We start from the raw sequence: 15,412 nt of genomic DNA on the forward strand, positions 1-15,412 counted from the left end.
CGTGGGTGAGCGGGTTGGGTTCGGGTGTGTTGCGGGGCTCCGCCCTGGGCCCTGCGCCTCAATCGCCGGCGGGGCTGAGGTGTGGAGCCCGCGCCCTGTACGTCGGCGGTCCGGGAAGGCAAACCCAGCCCGTCCGGCGTTTGAGGACGGACCTGGGCCCCGAGGTGGGTGGGTGAGCGGGTTGGGTTCGGGTGTGTTGCGGGGCTCCGCCCTGGGCCCTGCGCCTCAATCGCCGGCGGGGCTGAGGTGTGGAGCCCGCGCCCTGTACGTCGGCGGTCCGGGAGGACTAACCCAGCCCGTCCGGCGTTTGAGGACGGACCCGCGCGCCAGGAGCGGCAAGCCAGGCTCTGCCTGCGCCTTGGGAGCCTGCCCCACCCTCACCCGACCGCTTCACCGGGGCTCTGCCCGGGCCCTGCGCCTCGATCGCCGACCGGGCTGAGATGTGGAGCCCGCGCCCCGTATGCCGGCGGGCCGGAAGGCAAACGCAGCCCGTCCGGCGTTTGAGGACGGACCTGGCCCCGAGGTGGGTGGGTGAGCGGGTTGGGTTCGGGTGTGTTGCGGGGCTCCGCCCCGTGCCCCGCGCCTCAATCGCCGGCGGGGCTGGGTCTCTGGGCTCGCGCGCCTCGATCGGCGGCGGTGCCGGGCTTTCTGGGCTCGCGTGTGTCGATCGGCGGCGGGGTCGGGGTTGTCCGTCGGCGATCGGGGTGGGCGGGGCAGGCGGCACGGGCGGCGGGGTGGGGCCTTATGGGCTTCGTGGGGGGAGGGGTGGTGGGTGGTCCGTGAGGAGGAGGGCGCGGCAGTGGGAGGGGGAGCCCCAGGCGTCGCGGAGGGGGCGGGCTTTGCGGAGGTGGAGGGAGAGGGGGAGTTCGTCGGTGTAGCCGATCGCCCCGTGGAGCTGGAGGGCGGTGAGGGCGGCGGCGTACGCGGCCTCGCCGGTCGCGGTCTTGGCGGCGGCGATGTCCCGGAAGTCGAGGGTGAGGGCCGCGCCGAAGAGCAGGGGGCGGGCGAACTCCAGGGCGATGAGGATGTCGGCGAGGCGGTGCTTGACCGCCTGGAAGGACCCGATGGGCGCGCCGAACTGGTGGCGGGAGCGGGCGTACGCCACGGTCCGCTCCAGCAGGGCGAGCCCCAGCCCCAGCGACTGCGCGGCCGTGAGCAGCCGGGCGAACTCCCCGGCGCGGGCCGCCGAGCGCGCCACCGCCCCGCCCTCGGCGAGCGTCCGGCCGCCGCCGGAGGGGATTGCGGAGCGCCGCACGGGATCGGTCCCGCCCCTGAGCGGCCCGTGCCCCGGGGCCGCCCGCAGCGAGGCGGACCCCGCCGGGCCCGGCTCCACCACCAGCACCGGGTCCGCCGCGTCGGCGTCCAGCGCGTACGCCCCGCCGCCCGGCAGCACCACCGTCGCCGGCCGCCCGGCCAGCAGCCCCGGCACCAGCCCCGGCACCGGATCCCCCGCCTCCGCGAGCCCGGTCAGCAGCACCCCCGCCGCGACCGTCTCCGCCAGCGGCCCCGGCACGGCGTGCCGGCCCAGCTCGACGAAGGCCACCGTCAGCTCCACCGGCAGCACCCCCAGCCCGCCGTCCCGCTCCGGCGCGGCCAGGGCGAACACCCCCGCCTCCGCCAGCCGCCCGAACAGCGCCCGCCCCGGCCCGTGGTCGCCCGTCGCCCAGGCGCGCGCCGCCCCCGGCACATCCGCCGCCGCCAGCATCCCGCCCAGCGAGCGCCCGAACGCCAGCTGCTCATCCGTCAGCGCGAAACGCATCAGCGGCGGCCCTTCGGCAGGCCGAGCAGCCGCTCGGCGACGATGTCGCGCTGGATCTCGTTGGTCCCGGCGTAGATCGGCCCCGCCAGCGCGAAGAGATGCCCCTCGGCCCACTCCGTGTCCGCGAACCCGCCCTCCTCGCCCAGCAGATCGAGCGCCGTCTCGTGGAGCGCGAGATCGTACTCCGACCAGAAGACCTTGTTCATACTGGACTCCGCCCCGATCGCCTCGCCCCGCGCGAACCGCGCCACCCCCGCCCAGGCGTACAGCTGGTACGCGCGCGCCCCGATCACCGCGTCCGCGACCCGGTCCCGCAGCCCGGTCTCCGCCGTCCGGCCCGAGACCCGCCACCGCCGGACGAGACGGTCCGCCGCCGCGAGGAACCGGCCGGGCGGCCGGAGGGTGAGCCCCCGTTCGTTCCCGGTCGCCGACATCGCGATCCGCCAGCCCTGCCCCGGCTCCCCGATCAAATCCCCGTCCGGGACGAAGACCCGGTCGAGGGTGAGTTCGGCGAAGGCGGGCTTCCCGTCGAGCCGCCCGATCGGCCGGACCGTCACCCCGGGGGCCGACAGATCGAACATCAGACAGCTCAGCCCCTGATGGGGCCGGGGCGCGCCCGGCTCCGTACGGAAGATCCCGAAGGCCCGGTCGGCGAACGCGGCCCGCGACGACCAGGTCTTCCGCCCCGTCAGCAGCCAGCCCCCGGCCGTGCGCTCCGCGCGCGACCGCAGGGCCGCGAGATCCGATCCCGCCTCCGGCTCCGACCACGCCTGGGCCCAGATCACCTCGCCGCGCGCCATCGGCGGCAGCACCCGGGCCCGCTGCTCCTCGGTGCCGTGGTCGAAGAGGGTGGGCGCGAGCAGGCTGATCCCGTTCTGCGAGACCCGGCCGGGCGCGCCCGCCGCCCAGTACTCCTCCTCGAAGAGCAGCGAGCGCGTGAGACCGGCGTCGCGGCCGCCGTACCGCCGGGGCCAGGAGACGGCCGACCAGCGGCCGCCGGCCAGCTCCGCCTCCCACGCGCGGTGCGCGGCGAACCCCTCCCGGGTCTCCAGCGACGGCAGCGGCGTCCGGGGCGTGTGCGCGGCCAGCCACTCGCGGGCCCCGGCCCGGAACTCCTCGTCCTCGGGGGAGCAGTGCAGATCCATACGGACACACGTCCTTCCCTAACAAGTGTTTGGTAGGTTAACGTGCCCGCGTGGCGGACAACAGGGTGGACACCGAGAACACCGGCGACGACAAGGGCCACGGCGACGACAAGGGCAAGGGCGACGGGAGCGACAAGGGCCGCCCGCCCGCGTACGTCCCCGCCCACGGCCTCCTCGCCGGCCGCACCGCCGTCCTCACCGCCGCCGCCGGCACGGGAATCGGCGGCGCGACCGCCCGGCGATTCCTGGAGGAGGGCGCGCGGATCGTCGTCAGCGACGCCCACCCCCGCAGACTCGCCGAGACCGGGGCCGCCCTCGTCGCCGAGTTCGGGGCCCGCGCGGTCACGGCGCTGCCCTGCGACGTCACCGACGAGACCCAGGTCCGGGCGCTCTTCGCGCGGACCGCCGAGGAACACGGCGGACTCGACATCGTCGTCAACAACGCCGGGCTCGGCGGCACCGCCGCCCTGGTCGAGATGACCGACGCCCAGTGGGACCGGGTCCTCGACGTCACCCTGAACGGCACCTTCCGCTGCGTCCGCGCCGCCCTGCGCTCCTTCCGCGCCGCCGGCCGCCCCGGAGTGATCGTCAACAACTCCTCCGTGCTCGGCTGGCGCGCCCAGGCGGGCCAGGCCCACTACGCCGCCGCCAAGGCCGGCGTCATGGCGCTCACCCGGTGCGCGGCGATCGAGGCGGCCGAGTACGGCGTACGGGTGAACGCGGTCGCCCCCAGCCTCGCCGCCCACCCCCACCTGGTGAAGGTCACCTCGGCCGAACTCCTCGGCGAACTCACCGCCCGCGAGGCCTTCGGCCGGTCCGCCGAGCCCTGGGAGATCGCCAACGCCATCGTCTTCCTGGCGAGCGACTACTCCTCGTACCTCACCGGCGAGACGGTCTCCGTCAGCAGCCAGCGCGCGTGAGCGGACAATGAGAGCGTGCCGAATACGAAGAAGAACCAGGTGACGGCCTCACCCGAGCGCCGTAGCGAACTTCTCGGCGTCGCCGCCGAGGTGTTCGCCGCCCAGGGCTACAACGCCACCACCGTCCGCAGGATCGCGGACGAGGCGGGCATGCTCGCGGGGAGTCTCTACTACCACTTCGATTCCAAGGAATCGATGCTGGACGAGATCCTCTCCACCTTCCTGACCGAGCTGTGGCAGGGGTACGACGCCGTGCTCGCCGCCGGCCTCGGCCCCCGGGAGACCCTGGAGGCCCTGGTCACCGAGTCCTTCCGGGAGATCGACCGGCACCGCTCGGCCGTCGCGATCTACCAGCGCGAGTCCCGCCACCTCGCCGCACAGCCCCGCTTCCACTACCTCGCCGAGTCCCAGCGCACCTTCGAACGGGCCTGGCTCGGCACCCTGGAGCGCGGAGTCGCGGAAGAGGCCTTCCGCGCCGACCTCGACGTCCGGCTGACCTACCGGTTCGTCCGCGACACGGTGTGGGTCGCCGCGTCGTGGTACCGGCCGGGCGGGCAGCACAGCCCCGAGGAGATCGCCCGCCAGTATCTGTCGATGGTGCTGGACGGGATCGCCGTACGGTAGTCAACCCCCGAGGAGTCGTCATGGGCGAGGCCTACATCGTCGAAGCGGTACGCACCCCGGTCGGCCGGCGGCGCGGAGGGCTCGCCGCCGCGCACCCCGCCGACCTCGGCGCGCACGTCCTCACCGCCCTGGTCCACCGCGCCGGCGTCGACCCCGCCGCCGTCGAGGACGTCGTCTTCGGCTGTCTGGACGCGGTGGGCCCGCAGGCCGGCGACATCGCCCGGACCGCCTGGCTGGCGGCGGGGCTCCCCGAGGAGGTGCCGGGGGTGACCGTCGACCGGCAGTGCGGATCGTCGCAGCAGGCCGTGCACTTCGCCGCGCAGGCCGTGCTCTCCGGCACCCAGGACCTCGTGGTCGCGGGCGGCGTCCAGAGCATGTCCCAGATCCCCATCGCCTTCGCCTCCCGGCGGGCGGCCGAGCCGCTGGGGCTCACCGAGGGCCCCTTCGCTGGCAGCGCGGGCTGGCGGGCCCGCTACGGCGACCGGCCCGTCGATCAGTTCCACGGCGCGGAGCTGATCGCCGCGCACTGGGGCGTCACCCGCCGCGACCAGGAGGAGTTCGCGCTCCGCTCGCACCGGCGGGCGGTCCGCGCGATCGACGAGGGCCGCTTCGTACGCGAGACGGCCGGGTACGGCCCCGTCGCCGAGGACGAGGGGCCGCGCCGGGACACCACCCTGGAGAGGATGGCGGCCCTCGCCCCGGTGAGGGAGGGCGGCACCATCACCGCCGCCTGCTCCTCCCAGGTCTCCGACGGGGCCGCCGCGCTGCTCATCGCGAGCGAACGGGCGTTACGCGACCACGGGCTGACGCCCCGCGCCCGCGTCCACCACCTGTCGGTGCGCGGCGGCGACCCCATCCAGATGCTCTCCGCGCCGATCCCGGCGACGGCGCACGCCCTGGCGAGGACCGGTCTGTCCATCCACGACCTGGATCTGATCGAGATCAACGAGGCCTTCGCCCCGGTGGTCCTCGCCTGGCTGAAGGAGACCGGGGCCGATCCGGAACGGGTCAATCCGAACGGCGGCGCGATCGCCCTCGGCCACCCCCTCGGCGCGACCGGAGCCCGGCTCATGACCACCCTCCTCCACGAACTGGAGCGCACCGGGGGCCGGTTCGGCCTCCAGACCATGTGCGAGGGCGGCGGCCAGGCGAACGTCACCATCCTCGAACGCCTCTGAGCCCGCGAGCACGGTCCGCCGCCTCCACGACCATGGCGCCCGCGCCCCGAAAGGCCCCGGCCCTGGCCCCGGCGCCTCAATCGCCGGCGGGGCTGGGATGTACGTGCCTCAGGTGTCGGCGGGGCTGAGGTGCACGGCCCCCCAGGTGCCGACGGGGTCGGGATTCGCGTTTCTCAAGCGTCGGTGGCGCAGGGTTTCTCGTGCCTCAAGCAGTGGCGGGGCTGTGGCGTCTTCACGGGACCGCAATGCCGCTGTCCGGGCGGTGGGCAAATCCAGCCCGTCCGGCGTTTGAGGACGGTCCTGTGCCTCGGGGTGCGTGTGGTGGACGATCCGGGTCCGGTCCTTTCCGGGGCTCCGCCCCGGACCCGGCGCCTCAATCGCCGGCGGGGCTGAGTTGCACGCGCCTCAGGCACCGGCGGGGCTGAGGTGCACGTGCCCCAGGTGCCGGCGGGGCTGAGTTGCACGCGCCCCAGGCACCGGCGGGGCTGAGTTGCACGCGCCCCAGGCACCGGCGGGGCTGAGGTGCACGTGCCCCAGGCACCGGCGGAGCCGGGATTCGCGTGCCTCAAACGCCGGCGGAGCCGGAGTTCACGCACCCCCGTGCAGCGGAAGCCCGATCGGATTGGGAAAACGCAGCGTCCTGGCCACCGCCGAGGCGAGCGGGAGGAGCACGCGGTCCAGGTCTGTCGTGTCCAGTGACGCCCAGGGGCGGGCGGCCGCGTGGTCGGTGGCGGTCTCGATGGTGGTGAGGGTGTCGCGCCCGGCGTCGGTCGCCCGGCGGTCGGGGGTCAGCAGCTCTCGGTCGATCAGACGCTCGGCGGCCGCGTCCCACTCGGCGTCCGTCCACCCCCGGTAGGGCTGAAGCTCGCTGCGCGGCAGATCGATGCCGACCCGCAGCACGAGAATCTCGCACCCGTCCAGACCCGCCGCGACCTGCGCCGCTACATGGCCGTCCCCGCGGTGCTCGCGCAGGATCGTCGACGCGTGCCACAGCCGGTCCAGCGGGTCCGAGGGCCAGGGCAGCGCGACGTTGGCGGCGGCCAGCGGGCGGCCCGTGCAGTCGGGCGACCCGGCGGCCCCGGCCAGCAGCTCAGCCGCCCGCTCCACCTCCGCCTCATGCCCCGCGAGCAGCCGGGTCAGCGCGGCCCGGGCCCCCTCCCGGCGCACCTCCAGCGTCCGTTCGGGGCGTACGGTCTCCCAGACCGAGGGCAGCGCCTGGGCCACCATGGAGGGGGCGAAGGAGCAGAACGCCGCCGTCACCGGCTCCGGGGCGAGCCCCCCGAGCGGCGCGGACCGCCCGGCGAAGTACCCGCGCCAGAAGCCGCGCAGCCCGGCCTCCTCGAACGCGGCGACGGCCTCGGGGGCGAAGTAGGTGACGGCGTGGATCGGCTCGAAGAGGGTCCACAGACGGCGGGGCGTGATGACGGCGGTGTCAGCGATGGCTTCCATGGGCGGCATTTTGCCGGGCGCCGGGAACGGCCCCGGACCTCCCGCCGCGCCGACCCGCGCCCCGCGCCGCCGTTCCCCGGCCCGGGCCGGCGGGGCCGAGACAAGCAGATAAGAACGCCGGAACGCCCCCGGGCTGGCCCCGGCCCTGCGCCCGGCCCCCGGGCCGCCCCGGGGGCCGCCGCCCGGGCCCCCTCCCGGCACGCGCTGCCGGAGCTGTGTTCGTGGTGGTCAACCGATCCGACTACACCTGTCCGGGGGACACCGGAAGCCCCCGTACCGTCTCCGCCGCCTCCGCCATGATCCGCTCCAGCAGCTCGGCGCAGCTCGGCAGATCCTCGATCACGCCCGCGATCTGTCCCGAGGCCATCACCCCCAGATCGGTGCGCCCCTCCACCATCGAGGCCCGCAGCAGCATCGGCGCGTTCGCGGCGAGCAGCACCTGACTCCAGGTCAGCTCCCGGCCGTGCCGCATCGCGCGCCCGTCGCGGACCATCGACGCCCAGGAGAGCCCCGACAGCCTCCGGTACGCGGCGGCGCGGCGCACCGCCCGTATCAGGGTCCCGGCCCGCCCCCGGCCCTCCAGGGAGCGGACCAGTTCGGTACGGAGCATCCGGTGCGGCAGCCCGTCCACGGCGGTCGTCACCGTCACGTCCGCCACCGTCGCGGCCAGATAGCGGGCCTTGACCGCGTCCGGCACGGTGGAGTCGGAGGTAAGCAGGAAGCGGGTGCCCATCGCGATCCCCGCCGCGCCGAGCGCCAGCGCCGCCACCAGCCCCCGGCCGTCGCGGAATCCGCCGGCCGCGATCACCGGGATGGAGACCGCGTCGACGACCTGCGGGAGCAGTACGGTCGTCGCGACCTCGCCGGTGTGCCCGCCGCCCTCGGCGCCCTGCACGATCACCGCGTCCGCGCCCCAGGCGGCCACCTTCTCCGCGTGCCGCCGCGCCCCGACCGAGGGGATCACCACCACGCCCGCGTCCTTGAGTTCCGCGATCAGCTCCCGTGAGGGGGCGAGCGCGAAGGACGCCACCCGGACGCCCTCGTCCACGATGATCCGCACCCGTTCGCGGGCGTCCGCCGCGTCGGCGCGCAGATTGACCCCGAAGGGCCGGACGGTACGGGAGCGCACCTCGCGCACGGCCCGCCGCAGCTCCTCCGGGGTCATCGTGGCCGAGGCCAGGATGCCGAGCCCGCCCGCCTCGGCGACGGCGCCGACCAGCCGGGGCCCGGCCACCCACCCCATCCCGGTCTGGACGACCGGCCGGGCCACCCCGGTCAGTTCGGTGAGCGCGGTCCTCATCGCGCCCCCGCCCCGACCTCGCGGTCCCGCAGCCCGTCCGGGTCGATGACCTCGCGGATCAGCCGCAGCTCCTCGGGTGTGGGGTCGCGGGTGTACGGGACGGCGTCGGGCACCGTGAGCGGGAAGCCGGTCGCCTCCAGGACCCGCTCCACGGTGACCCCGGGGTGGAGCGAGGCCAGCCGCATCGTGCGGTCGGGGGTGGCGAAGTCGAAGACGCCGAGGTCGGAGACGACGCGCGGGATGCTGTGGTAGCGGGTCGCGCTCGGCCCGGCGGCCGCGGCGCGGTCGTACCCGACGCCGCAGACCATGTCGACCCGCTCCACGAAGACCCTCGGCGAGTGCCGGGGGATCCAGTAGCTGACCGGGTTGTTGAGGGTGTTGACGGGCGCGCCCCGGACGCCGAGCAGCTGGCGCGCGGGACGCTCCCAGTCGCCGATGCAGGAGATGTTCTGATTGCCGTGGCGGTCGAGCTGGCTCGCGCCCATCATCACGTGCCGCCGTCCGCCGCTGACCATCGCCAGATGCCTGCGGTACGGGAGCCAGCCCTCCACCGCGCCGCCCGGCCGGGTCAGCAGGGCCTCGCCGTCGGTGAGGAGGAGGTCGGGGGAGAAGGTCAGCCGGGCGAGCCGGGCCCCGACGGAGGGGATCGTGCCCATCGGGCTGGCCAGCACCTCTCCGTTGTCGCGCCAGGTCTCGGCGCAGGCGACGACACAGTGCTCGGCGCGCGTCACGGCGCCCCCGGCGCCCTGCCCTCCCCGTGCGGCCCCGGCCCCGCCCCCGGCGCCCTGCCCTCCCGGTCCTCGCGGCCCGCCCCCCGTGTCCCGCGCCTCCGGTCCTCGCGGCCCGCCCCCGGCGCCCCTCCCCGCCCCCGTCACGCGGTCCGCTCCCGGTGCCAGCCGCGCACGGCGGACTGATAGCTCTTCTCGTCGCCCCCCAGGAACCGTTCCGCGAACGCCTCCCACGGGGTGGTCGCGTACATCTTCTGGAACGGCTCGTCCCGTCCGTGGTCGGGCGCGCAGGAGGTGAAGTGCGCCCCGTTGGGCGTCTCCACCACCCCGGTCACCGTCTGCCGCCCCACCAGCAGCGTCTGCGGCACCGCGTCCGCGAATCCGTCCACGAGCCGCTCGCAGGAGACGTACGCGCACTCCGCCGCCTCGCAGAACAGATCGTCGAAGTACGGCTCGGGGCCCAGATACTGGCCGTTGCCGCGCCGGTCGGCCCGGTTGAGGTGGACCAGCGCCGCGTCCATCCGCAGGGCCGGTACGGCGACGAACTCCTCGCTGTCCCCGTACGGGGAGGTCACCGTGCGCAGCTCCGGATTGACCCGCATCACGTCCGAGCCGAGGCCGGCCCGCACCGGCAGGAAGGGCAGCCGGTTGGCGGCGGCGTGCAGACCCCACATGAACATCGCCTCGTCGATCTCGGTGAGGGCGAAGTCGCCGCGCTCGCGGGCGGCGCGGTAGTGCGGTTCGAGGGGGATCGAGTCCAGGGTGACGAAGGCGGTGACCAGCTTGCGGATCCGGCCCGCCGCCGCGAGGAGGCCGATGTCGGGTCCGCCGTAGGAGATCACGGTGAGATCGGTGATCTCGGACCGGAGCAGCGCCCGCACCAGCGCCATCGGTTTGCGCCGTGAGCCCCAGCCGCCGATCCCGAGGGTCATTCCGCTGCGCAGTCTGCCGACGACCTCCTCGGCCGTCATGGTCTTGTCGGTCATGCCGGCTCCCCCTTCCCGAAGGACCGGCGGACCCGGCCGGCCGTGCCGCTGAGCGCCGCCTCGAAGGTGAAGCCCTGTTCATAGCGGTAGTCACGGCGGACATCGGCCGGATCGACCCCGTTGAGCGCCGTCTTGGCGAGCCGGAGCAGACCGCCGTCCTTCCCCGCGATCTCGGACGCCAGCTCCAGGGCCGCGCCGTCGAGCCCGGCGCGCGGCACCACCCGCCAGACCGAGCCGTGCCGGTGGAGTTCGGCGGCGGTGACGGTGCGGGAGGTGTAGTACAGGGCGCGCATCAGATGCTGGGGGACCAGCCGGGCCAGATGGGTGGCCGCGCCGAGCGCGCCCCGGTCCAGCTCGGGCAGTCCGAAGACGGCGTCGTCGGCGGCGACGATCACGTCCGCGTTGCCGACGAGTCCGACGCCGCCGCCGAGACAGAAGCCCTGGACGGCGGCGACGACCGGCACCTCGCACTCGTACACCGCCGCGAACGCCTCGAAGCAGCCCCGATTGGCCCCGAGCAGCGCGCCGTGGCCGGGGTCCCGCTGGATCTCCTTGAGGTCCACGCCCGCGTTGAAGCCGCGGCCCGAGGCGGCCAGCACCACACAGCGGACCCGCGGGTCCCGGCCCGCCGCCCGGACCGCGTCGGCGAGGTCGTGCCAGCCCTGGACCGGGAGGGCGTTGACGGGCGGATAGTCGGCCGTGACGACACGGATTCCGTCGGCGGGGTTCGCGGTGGAGACACCCATGGCAGGATCAGCTACCTTCCTCACCAAACATTTGTTAGGTGAGGAAGGTAGCAGCGGATGGAGCTGCACGGGAGGGTCGCTGTCGTCACCGGCGGTACGCGCGGAGTCGGCGCGGGCATCGCACGGGCCTTTCTGCGGGCGGGCGCACGGGTGGTGATCTGCGCGCGCCGACCGCCCGGGACGCCCGTCGACGGGGCCGAGTTCATCCCCCTGGACCTGCGCGACCCGGCCGCCGCCGGGCCGTTCTTCGACACCGTCGTCGAGCGGTACGGCCGGCTGGACACCCTGGTCAACAACGCCGGCGGCACCCCGCACCGGCTGCTCGCCGAGGGCGCGGCGCACCACCACGCGCGGGTGGTCGCGCTCAATCTCACCGCCCCGCTGACCGCCTCGCTCGCCGCCCGCCCCCATCTCCGCGACGCGCGCGGCTCGATCGTGATGATCGGCAGCGTCAGCGGCGGCCGGGCCTCGCCCGGCTCGGCGGCGTACGGCGCGGCCAAGGCCGGACTGGAGTCCCTGGCCCGCTCGATGGCCGTGGAGTGGGCGCCCGAGGTGCGGGTCAACACCCTGGTCCTCGGGATGGTCCGCACCGAACTCGCCCATCTGCACTACGGGGACGAGCGGGGCGTCGCGGCCGTCGGCCGCACGGTCCCGCTCGGCCGGCTCGCCGAACCCGCCGAGGCGGGCGACGCGGCCGTCTTCCTCGCCTCGGAACGGGCCGCCTACGTCAGCGGGGCCGCGCTCCATCTGCACGGCGGCGGCGAACGCCCCGCCTTCCTCGACGCCGCGACAGCCCACCGGGAGGACTGAGATGACGGGTATCTGCACCGACCGGGTGGTGGCGGTGACGGGAGCGGGCCGGGGCCTCGGCCGCGCCCACGCCCTCGCGTTCGCCGCCGAGGGGGCCCGGGTCGTCGTCAACGACCTGGGCGCGGCCCGCGACGGATCCGGCGGGTCGGCGGACCCGGCGCGCTCGGTGGCCGCCGAGATCCGGGCGGCGGGCGGCCGGGCGGTGGCCCACGACGGCGACATCGCGACGGCCGAGGGGGCGGCCTCGCTGATCGCCGCCGCGCTGGAGACGTACGGACGGCTGGACACCCTCGTCAACAACGCGGGCTTCCTGCGCGACCGGATGCTCGTCAATCTCGCCGATGACGACTGGGACGCGGTGCTGAGGGTCCATCTCACCGGCCACTTCCTGCCGCTGCGGCACGCCGCCGCCCACTGGCGGGCACAGTCGCGCGCGGGCCGGCCGGTGACCGCCCGGGTCGTCAACACCACCTCGGGCGCGGGGCTGCTGGGCAGCGTCGGCCAGGGCAACTACGCGGCCGCCAAGGCCGGGATCGTCGCTCTGACCCTGGTCGCCTCGGCCGAACTGGCCCGCTACGGGGTCCAGGTCAACGCGATCGCCCCGGCCGCCCGCACCCGGATGACCGAGGAGATCTTCGCCGGGCTGACCGGACTGCCGGAGGACGTCTCCCCGCTGGTGGTGTGGCTGGGCTCGGCCGCCAGTACGGGGGTGACCGGCCGGGTCTTCGAGGCCGAGGCGGGCCGCGTCACCGTCATGGAGGGCTGGCGCCCCGGCCCCACCGCCCACGCCCCCTCCCACTGGACCCCGACCGCCGCGGGCGACGCCGCCCGCCGCCTGCTGTCCGCCGCTGAGCCCGCGGGGCCCGTCTACGGCAGCGGCTGAGCGGCGGCCCCGCCCGCGGGAGCCGCTGACGGCGGCCTGTCTGCCGGAGCCTCTGAACGGGCGGCCTGTCCGCGGCGGCTGAGCGGCGGCCCGGTCCACCGCGGTCGCTCGACGCCGACCCGTCCGCGGCAGCGGCTCAGCGAAGGCCCGCCCCCGGCGGTCGCCGACCGGCGGCCCCCCATTCGGCCGAGCCCGGGCCGCGCCCGGAGCCCCGCGCCCCGCCCACGGGTGTACGCGCCCCCGGGCGCACCCGCTCCCGCGGACTCACCGGCGAGGCGTCGCCCCCTCCAGGCGGCGGCGGATCGCGGCGTCGTGGATCAGGGCGGTCGCCTCCCGGGCGGTGGTGAGGGCGTACGGGTCGGGGTCCGCCTCCTCCAGAAGGCGCAGCAGTGCCGCCTCGGCGCGCGGGTCCTGGCGGAGGGCCAGGCCCAGGGCGGCGTCGGCGACCGGGCGGCCGCCGTCGGGGGCGTCGAGCAGTCCGGCGAGCGTGTCGCGGAGGGCGGGGGTGTCGGCGCGCAGCCCCGCGAGGCCGTGGGCCGCGCGGTCGCGCACGCTCGCCGCCCGGTCCCGGCAGAGCGCGATCAGCGCCGCGACCGCGACCGGCGGCGCTTCCGGCTCCGTCGCCACCGCCCCCGGCAGCGACTCGGCCACCTGACGGCGCACCGCCGGGTCCGGATGCCCGGCGTGGCGCGCGATCTCCGGCAGGGCGGACGGATCCCCGCGCAGCCCCAGCCCGGCGACCGCCGCGAGGACCGGCTCGGCGTCCCGCGCCCGGCGGGACAGTGCGCGCAGCGCCGCCACGGCCCGCGCGGCGAGCGGCCCGGGCGGCCCCGGCCGCCCGAGCACGTCCGCGCCGAACGCCTGCCGCCGCGGATCGGCGTCCGCGCACCACGCCTCGGCCGCGATCAGCGTCTCCTCGTCGGCGCGGCCGCCGAGCGTCAGCACCTGCTCCCGCCAGTTGTCGACGCCCCGGGGCCCGCCGCGCAGCGCCCGCTCGGCGAGTTCCGCGCAGGGCGTCCGGATCCCGAGCCCGGCCTCCAGCATCGTCACGATCGCCGCGTGCCCGGTCCGCCGCTCGGCCGCCGGGCCCGGAGCGCCGTCCCGCACCGCCCCGACCACGACGGTCACCCCGCCGTCCTCCACGATCCGGCGCGCGGTCAGCTCCAGACCCTCCCCGTACGCCGCCGTCAGCCCGGCGCGCAGCTCCCGCTCCACATCGCGCCCCAGCCACGCGCGGGCCTCCGCGAGCAGCGCCAGACGCTCAGCCGTCCCAGCGCCGGACTCCAGCAGCGCCCGGACGACCGGCGACGAGCCCTGCCGTACGGCCAGCGTCCGGGGGGTCACCCCCTCGCCGTCGGGGAGCGCGGGGTCCGCGCCGGACTCCAGCAGCGCCCGGACCGTGCCCGGATGGCCGTATCGCACCGCCCAGACCAGCGCGGTGCGATCGAAGGCCTCCCGCAGATCGGGCCGCGCGCCTGCGGCGAGCAGCGCCCGTACGGTCCGCTCGTGGCCGTGGGCCGCGGCCCCGCACAGCGGCAGATCGCCGCCCTCGAACGAGCCGTCGCCGCACGCCCGGTCCGGATCGGCCCCGGCCGCCAGCAGCAGCCGGACGATCCCGGTCCGCCCGTCCACCGCCGCCCGGTGGAGCACGCTCTCCCCGTCCTCGTCGACCGCCTCCGCCGGGACCCCGGACCGCAACAGCCGTACGACGGCGTCCTCGTCGGCTCCGTACACGGCCTCGAACAGCCGACCCGCCCCACTCGTCATGCCCGGAGAGTACGGAACTCGCTCACGTGTCGCATTCGAGAATGTTCCGGCACAGTCCGCACCGGGCCCGCACCCGCCCCCGCACCGGGAGCCGGACGCGCTGCCGGCAGACGGGGCACGCGAATGAGACACGCGGGCCGTCCGGTCCGGGCTCGAAGGCGTACCCCTCCCCGGTCGCCTCGGCGGCGTGCTCGGCCGCGTGCCGCCGCGCCTTGGCGTACCGGTGCGCGGCCGCCCATCCGGCCGTGGTCAGCGGGGGCTGCCGGGCGTCCCGCAGCGCCTGGGCGCGGCCCTTCTTGTACGCGGTGTACCCCTGGGGGCTGGTGAACCACGGCGAGGGGTCCTCGTCGAAGGCCAGCGCCCGCTTCGCCAGCACATAGCCGAACTCCTCGGGGGTGAGATAGCCGAGCTTCTGGCTGGTCAGCCGGTCCTCGCGGAAGGCGTCGAGCAGCAGCCACCCCGCCCCGAGATAGGTCGTCACGGTGTCGGTGAGGATCTCGTTGTCCCGGGTGCCGGGGAAGGACAGGTCGAGCCGGTGCAGCAGGACATGGGTGATCTCATGGGCCAGGGCCGCGCCGATGTCCCGCCGGTGTCTGCGGAAGCGGTCGTTCAGCTCGATGAAGTACTCCGGCCCCGCGGTCAGCTCCACGCTCGCCGCGTGCTCCATCTCCCGGAAGCTCACGATCATCCGGGCGTCGGGCAGCCGCAGATGCCGCACCAGGGCGCGCGCCACCAGCTGGGCGCCCAGATGCAGATCGTCGTGGTCGGAGAAGGCGACGTCGGCGGGGAGGACGCTGGGCGCGTACGACAGCACGCCGTCGGGCGAGAGCCTGCGGTAGAGCGCGGTGATCGCCGCGCGCACCGTGTCGAGATGCGGAAAGCCGTGCACGACCTCGCTGTCCTTCGCCACCACGCTCCGTACCCCCCTGTACGACGGCCGGCCCCCTTCACTCTAAGCACCCCCGCGCACCGTGGCCGAAATCTGCTCCTTGTGGCGCGCCGGGCGCACTCCCCATAATCCCGATCATCAGATTGTCGGGCTCATGTCAGACGACGATGTGCCGTTCGGCATGCGCCCCCACCGGGACGCAGTCCTCAACCCCCCACGAAGGGCAGG

At 75.5% G+C, this 15,412-nt stretch carries 14 protein-coding genes; 5 read left to right on the plus strand and 9 right to left on the minus strand.

Annotated features, from left to right (window positions below):
* Positions 1-742 precede the first annotated feature (742 nt).
* Together ACF089_RS15270 and ACF089_RS15275 are read right to left on the minus strand one after the other, a co-directional pair.
* Positions 743-1,759 (minus strand): acyl-CoA dehydrogenase family protein, encoded by a 1,017-nt coding sequence (locus ACF089_RS15270; protein ID WP_392026235.1) that lies wholly within the window; start codon positions 1,757-1,759, stop codon positions 743-745.
* Positions 1,759-2,904 (minus strand): acyl-CoA dehydrogenase family protein, encoded by a 1,146-nt coding sequence (locus ACF089_RS15275; protein WP_392026237.1) that lies wholly within the window; start codon positions 2,902-2,904, stop codon positions 1,759-1,761. The genes ACF089_RS15270 and ACF089_RS15275 overlap by 1 nt, the downstream gene beginning before the upstream one ends.
* Positions 2,905-2,954: 50 nt before the next feature.
* Here ACF089_RS15275 and ACF089_RS15280 point away from each other — a divergent pair, with 50 nt between their 5' ends.
* The 3 genes from ACF089_RS15280 to ACF089_RS15290 are packed head-to-tail and all read left to right on the plus strand — an operon-like array spanning position 2,955 to position 5,626.
* Entirely contained in the window at positions 2,955-3,824 is an 870-nt protein-coding gene (locus ACF089_RS15280) for an SDR family oxidoreductase (RefSeq protein WP_392026239.1), read from the plus strand.
* Between the two features lie 15 nt (positions 3,825-3,839).
* Positions 3,840-4,448: a TetR/AcrR family transcriptional regulator gene (locus tag ACF089_RS15285; RefSeq protein ID WP_392026241.1), complete on the plus strand. Its 609-nt coding sequence runs from the start codon at positions 3,840-3,842 to the stop codon at positions 4,446-4,448.
* A gap of 20 nt (positions 4,449-4,468) precedes the next feature.
* Positions 4,469-5,626 carry an acetyl-CoA C-acetyltransferase gene (locus ACF089_RS15290; protein ID WP_392026242.1) on the plus strand — a complete coding sequence of 386 codons (1,158 nt, stop codon included), beginning with the start codon at positions 4,469-4,471 and terminating at the stop codon, positions 5,624-5,626.
* Positions 5,627-6,214: 588 nt separating this feature from the next.
* Here the strand turns inward: ACF089_RS15290 and ACF089_RS15295 are convergent.
* From ACF089_RS15295 to ACF089_RS15315, 5 genes are all read right to left on the minus strand, one after another.
* Complete coding sequence (locus tag ACF089_RS15295) at positions 6,215-7,084, minus strand: hypothetical protein (RefSeq protein WP_392026244.1); 870 nt, start codon at positions 7,082-7,084, stop codon at positions 6,215-6,217.
* A gap of 232 nt (positions 7,085-7,316) precedes the next feature.
* A complete protein-coding gene (locus tag ACF089_RS15300) occupies positions 7,317-8,375 on the minus strand; it encodes an NAD(P)H-dependent flavin oxidoreductase (protein WP_392026245.1) in 1,059 nt (352 codons plus the stop codon).
* Positions 8,372-9,106: a CoA-transferase subunit beta gene (locus tag ACF089_RS15305; RefSeq protein ID WP_392026246.1), complete on the minus strand. Its 735-nt coding sequence runs from the start codon at positions 9,104-9,106 to the stop codon at positions 8,372-8,374. The genes ACF089_RS15300 and ACF089_RS15305 overlap by 4 nt, the downstream gene beginning before the upstream one ends.
* Before the next feature lie 140 nt (positions 9,107-9,246).
* A complete protein-coding gene (locus tag ACF089_RS15310; protein ID WP_392026248.1) occupies positions 9,247-10,089 on the minus strand; it encodes a CoA transferase subunit A in 843 nt (280 codons plus the stop codon).
* Positions 10,086-10,835 (minus strand): enoyl-CoA hydratase family protein, encoded by a 750-nt coding sequence (locus ACF089_RS15315; RefSeq protein WP_392026250.1) that lies wholly within the window; start codon positions 10,833-10,835, stop codon positions 10,086-10,088. Before ACF089_RS15315 ends, ACF089_RS15310 begins: the two co-directional genes overlap by 4 nt.
* A 57-nt stretch (positions 10,836-10,892) precedes the next feature.
* Between ACF089_RS15315 and ACF089_RS15320 the strand changes: the two genes are divergently transcribed.
* Entirely contained in the window at positions 10,893-11,645 is a 753-nt protein-coding gene (locus ACF089_RS15320) for an SDR family oxidoreductase (RefSeq protein WP_392026251.1), read from the plus strand.
* A gap of 1 nt (position 11,646) precedes the next feature.
* The gene (locus ACF089_RS15325; RefSeq protein ID WP_392026253.1) at positions 11,647-12,528 is read left to right on the plus strand and encodes an SDR family oxidoreductase; all 882 of its coding nucleotides are present in this window, start codon (positions 11,647-11,649) and stop codon (positions 12,526-12,528) included.
* Positions 12,529-12,792: 264 nt separating this feature from the next.
* Here ACF089_RS15325 and ACF089_RS15330 read toward each other — a convergent pair whose 3' ends face one another.
* Both ACF089_RS15330 and ACF089_RS15335 read right to left on the minus strand, forming a co-directional pair.
* Complete coding sequence (locus tag ACF089_RS15330) at positions 12,793-14,295, minus strand: ankyrin repeat domain-containing protein (RefSeq protein WP_392026254.1); 1,503 nt, start codon at positions 14,293-14,295, stop codon at positions 12,793-12,795.
* Between the two features lie 22 nt (positions 14,296-14,317).
* On the minus strand, positions 14,318-15,205 hold the full coding sequence (locus tag ACF089_RS15335; RefSeq protein ID WP_392026256.1) for a hypothetical protein: 888 nt from the start codon (positions 15,203-15,205) through the stop codon (positions 14,318-14,320).
* Positions 15,206-15,412 lie beyond the last annotated feature (207 nt).

This window comes from Streptomyces sp. NPDC014894, from assembly GCF_043080985.1.
GTDB lineage: Bacteria > Actinomycetota > Actinomycetes > Streptomycetales > Streptomycetaceae > Streptomyces.

Excerpts from the sequence above, each read along its gene's own strand:
- ACF089_RS15270 (WP_392026235.1), bottom strand. The coding sequence starts at position 1,759 with ATGCGTTTCGCGCTGACGGATGAGCAGCTGGCGTTCGGGCGCTCGCTG.
- ACF089_RS15275 (WP_392026237.1), bottom strand. The coding sequence starts at position 2,904 with ATGGATCTGCACTGCTCCCCCGAGGACGAGGAGTTCCGGGCCGGGGCC.
- ACF089_RS15290 (WP_392026242.1), top strand. The coding sequence starts at position 4,469 with ATGGGCGAGGCCTACATCGTCGAAGCGGTACGCACCCCGGTCGGCCGG.
- ACF089_RS15295 (WP_392026244.1), bottom strand. The coding sequence starts at position 7,084 with ATGCCGCCCATGGAAGCCATCGCTGACACCGCCGTCATCACGCCCCGC.
- ACF089_RS15300 (WP_392026245.1), bottom strand. The coding sequence starts at position 8,375 with ATGAGGACCGCGCTCACCGAACTGACCGGGGTGGCCCGGCCGGTCGTC.
- ACF089_RS15310 (WP_392026248.1), bottom strand. The coding sequence starts at position 10,089 with ATGACCGACAAGACCATGACGGCCGAGGAGGTCGTCGGCAGACTGCGC.
- ACF089_RS15315 (WP_392026250.1), bottom strand. The coding sequence starts at position 10,835 with ATGGGTGTCTCCACCGCGAACCCCGCCGACGGAATCCGTGTCGTCACG.
- ACF089_RS15320 (WP_392026251.1), top strand. The coding sequence starts at position 10,893 with ATGGAGCTGCACGGGAGGGTCGCTGTCGTCACCGGCGGTACGCGCGGA.
- ACF089_RS15325 (WP_392026253.1), top strand. The coding sequence starts at position 11,647 with ATGACGGGTATCTGCACCGACCGGGTGGTGGCGGTGACGGGAGCGGGC.
- ACF089_RS15330 (WP_392026254.1), bottom strand. The coding sequence starts at position 14,295 with ATGACGAGTGGGGCGGGTCGGCTGTTCGAGGCCGTGTACGGAGCCGAC.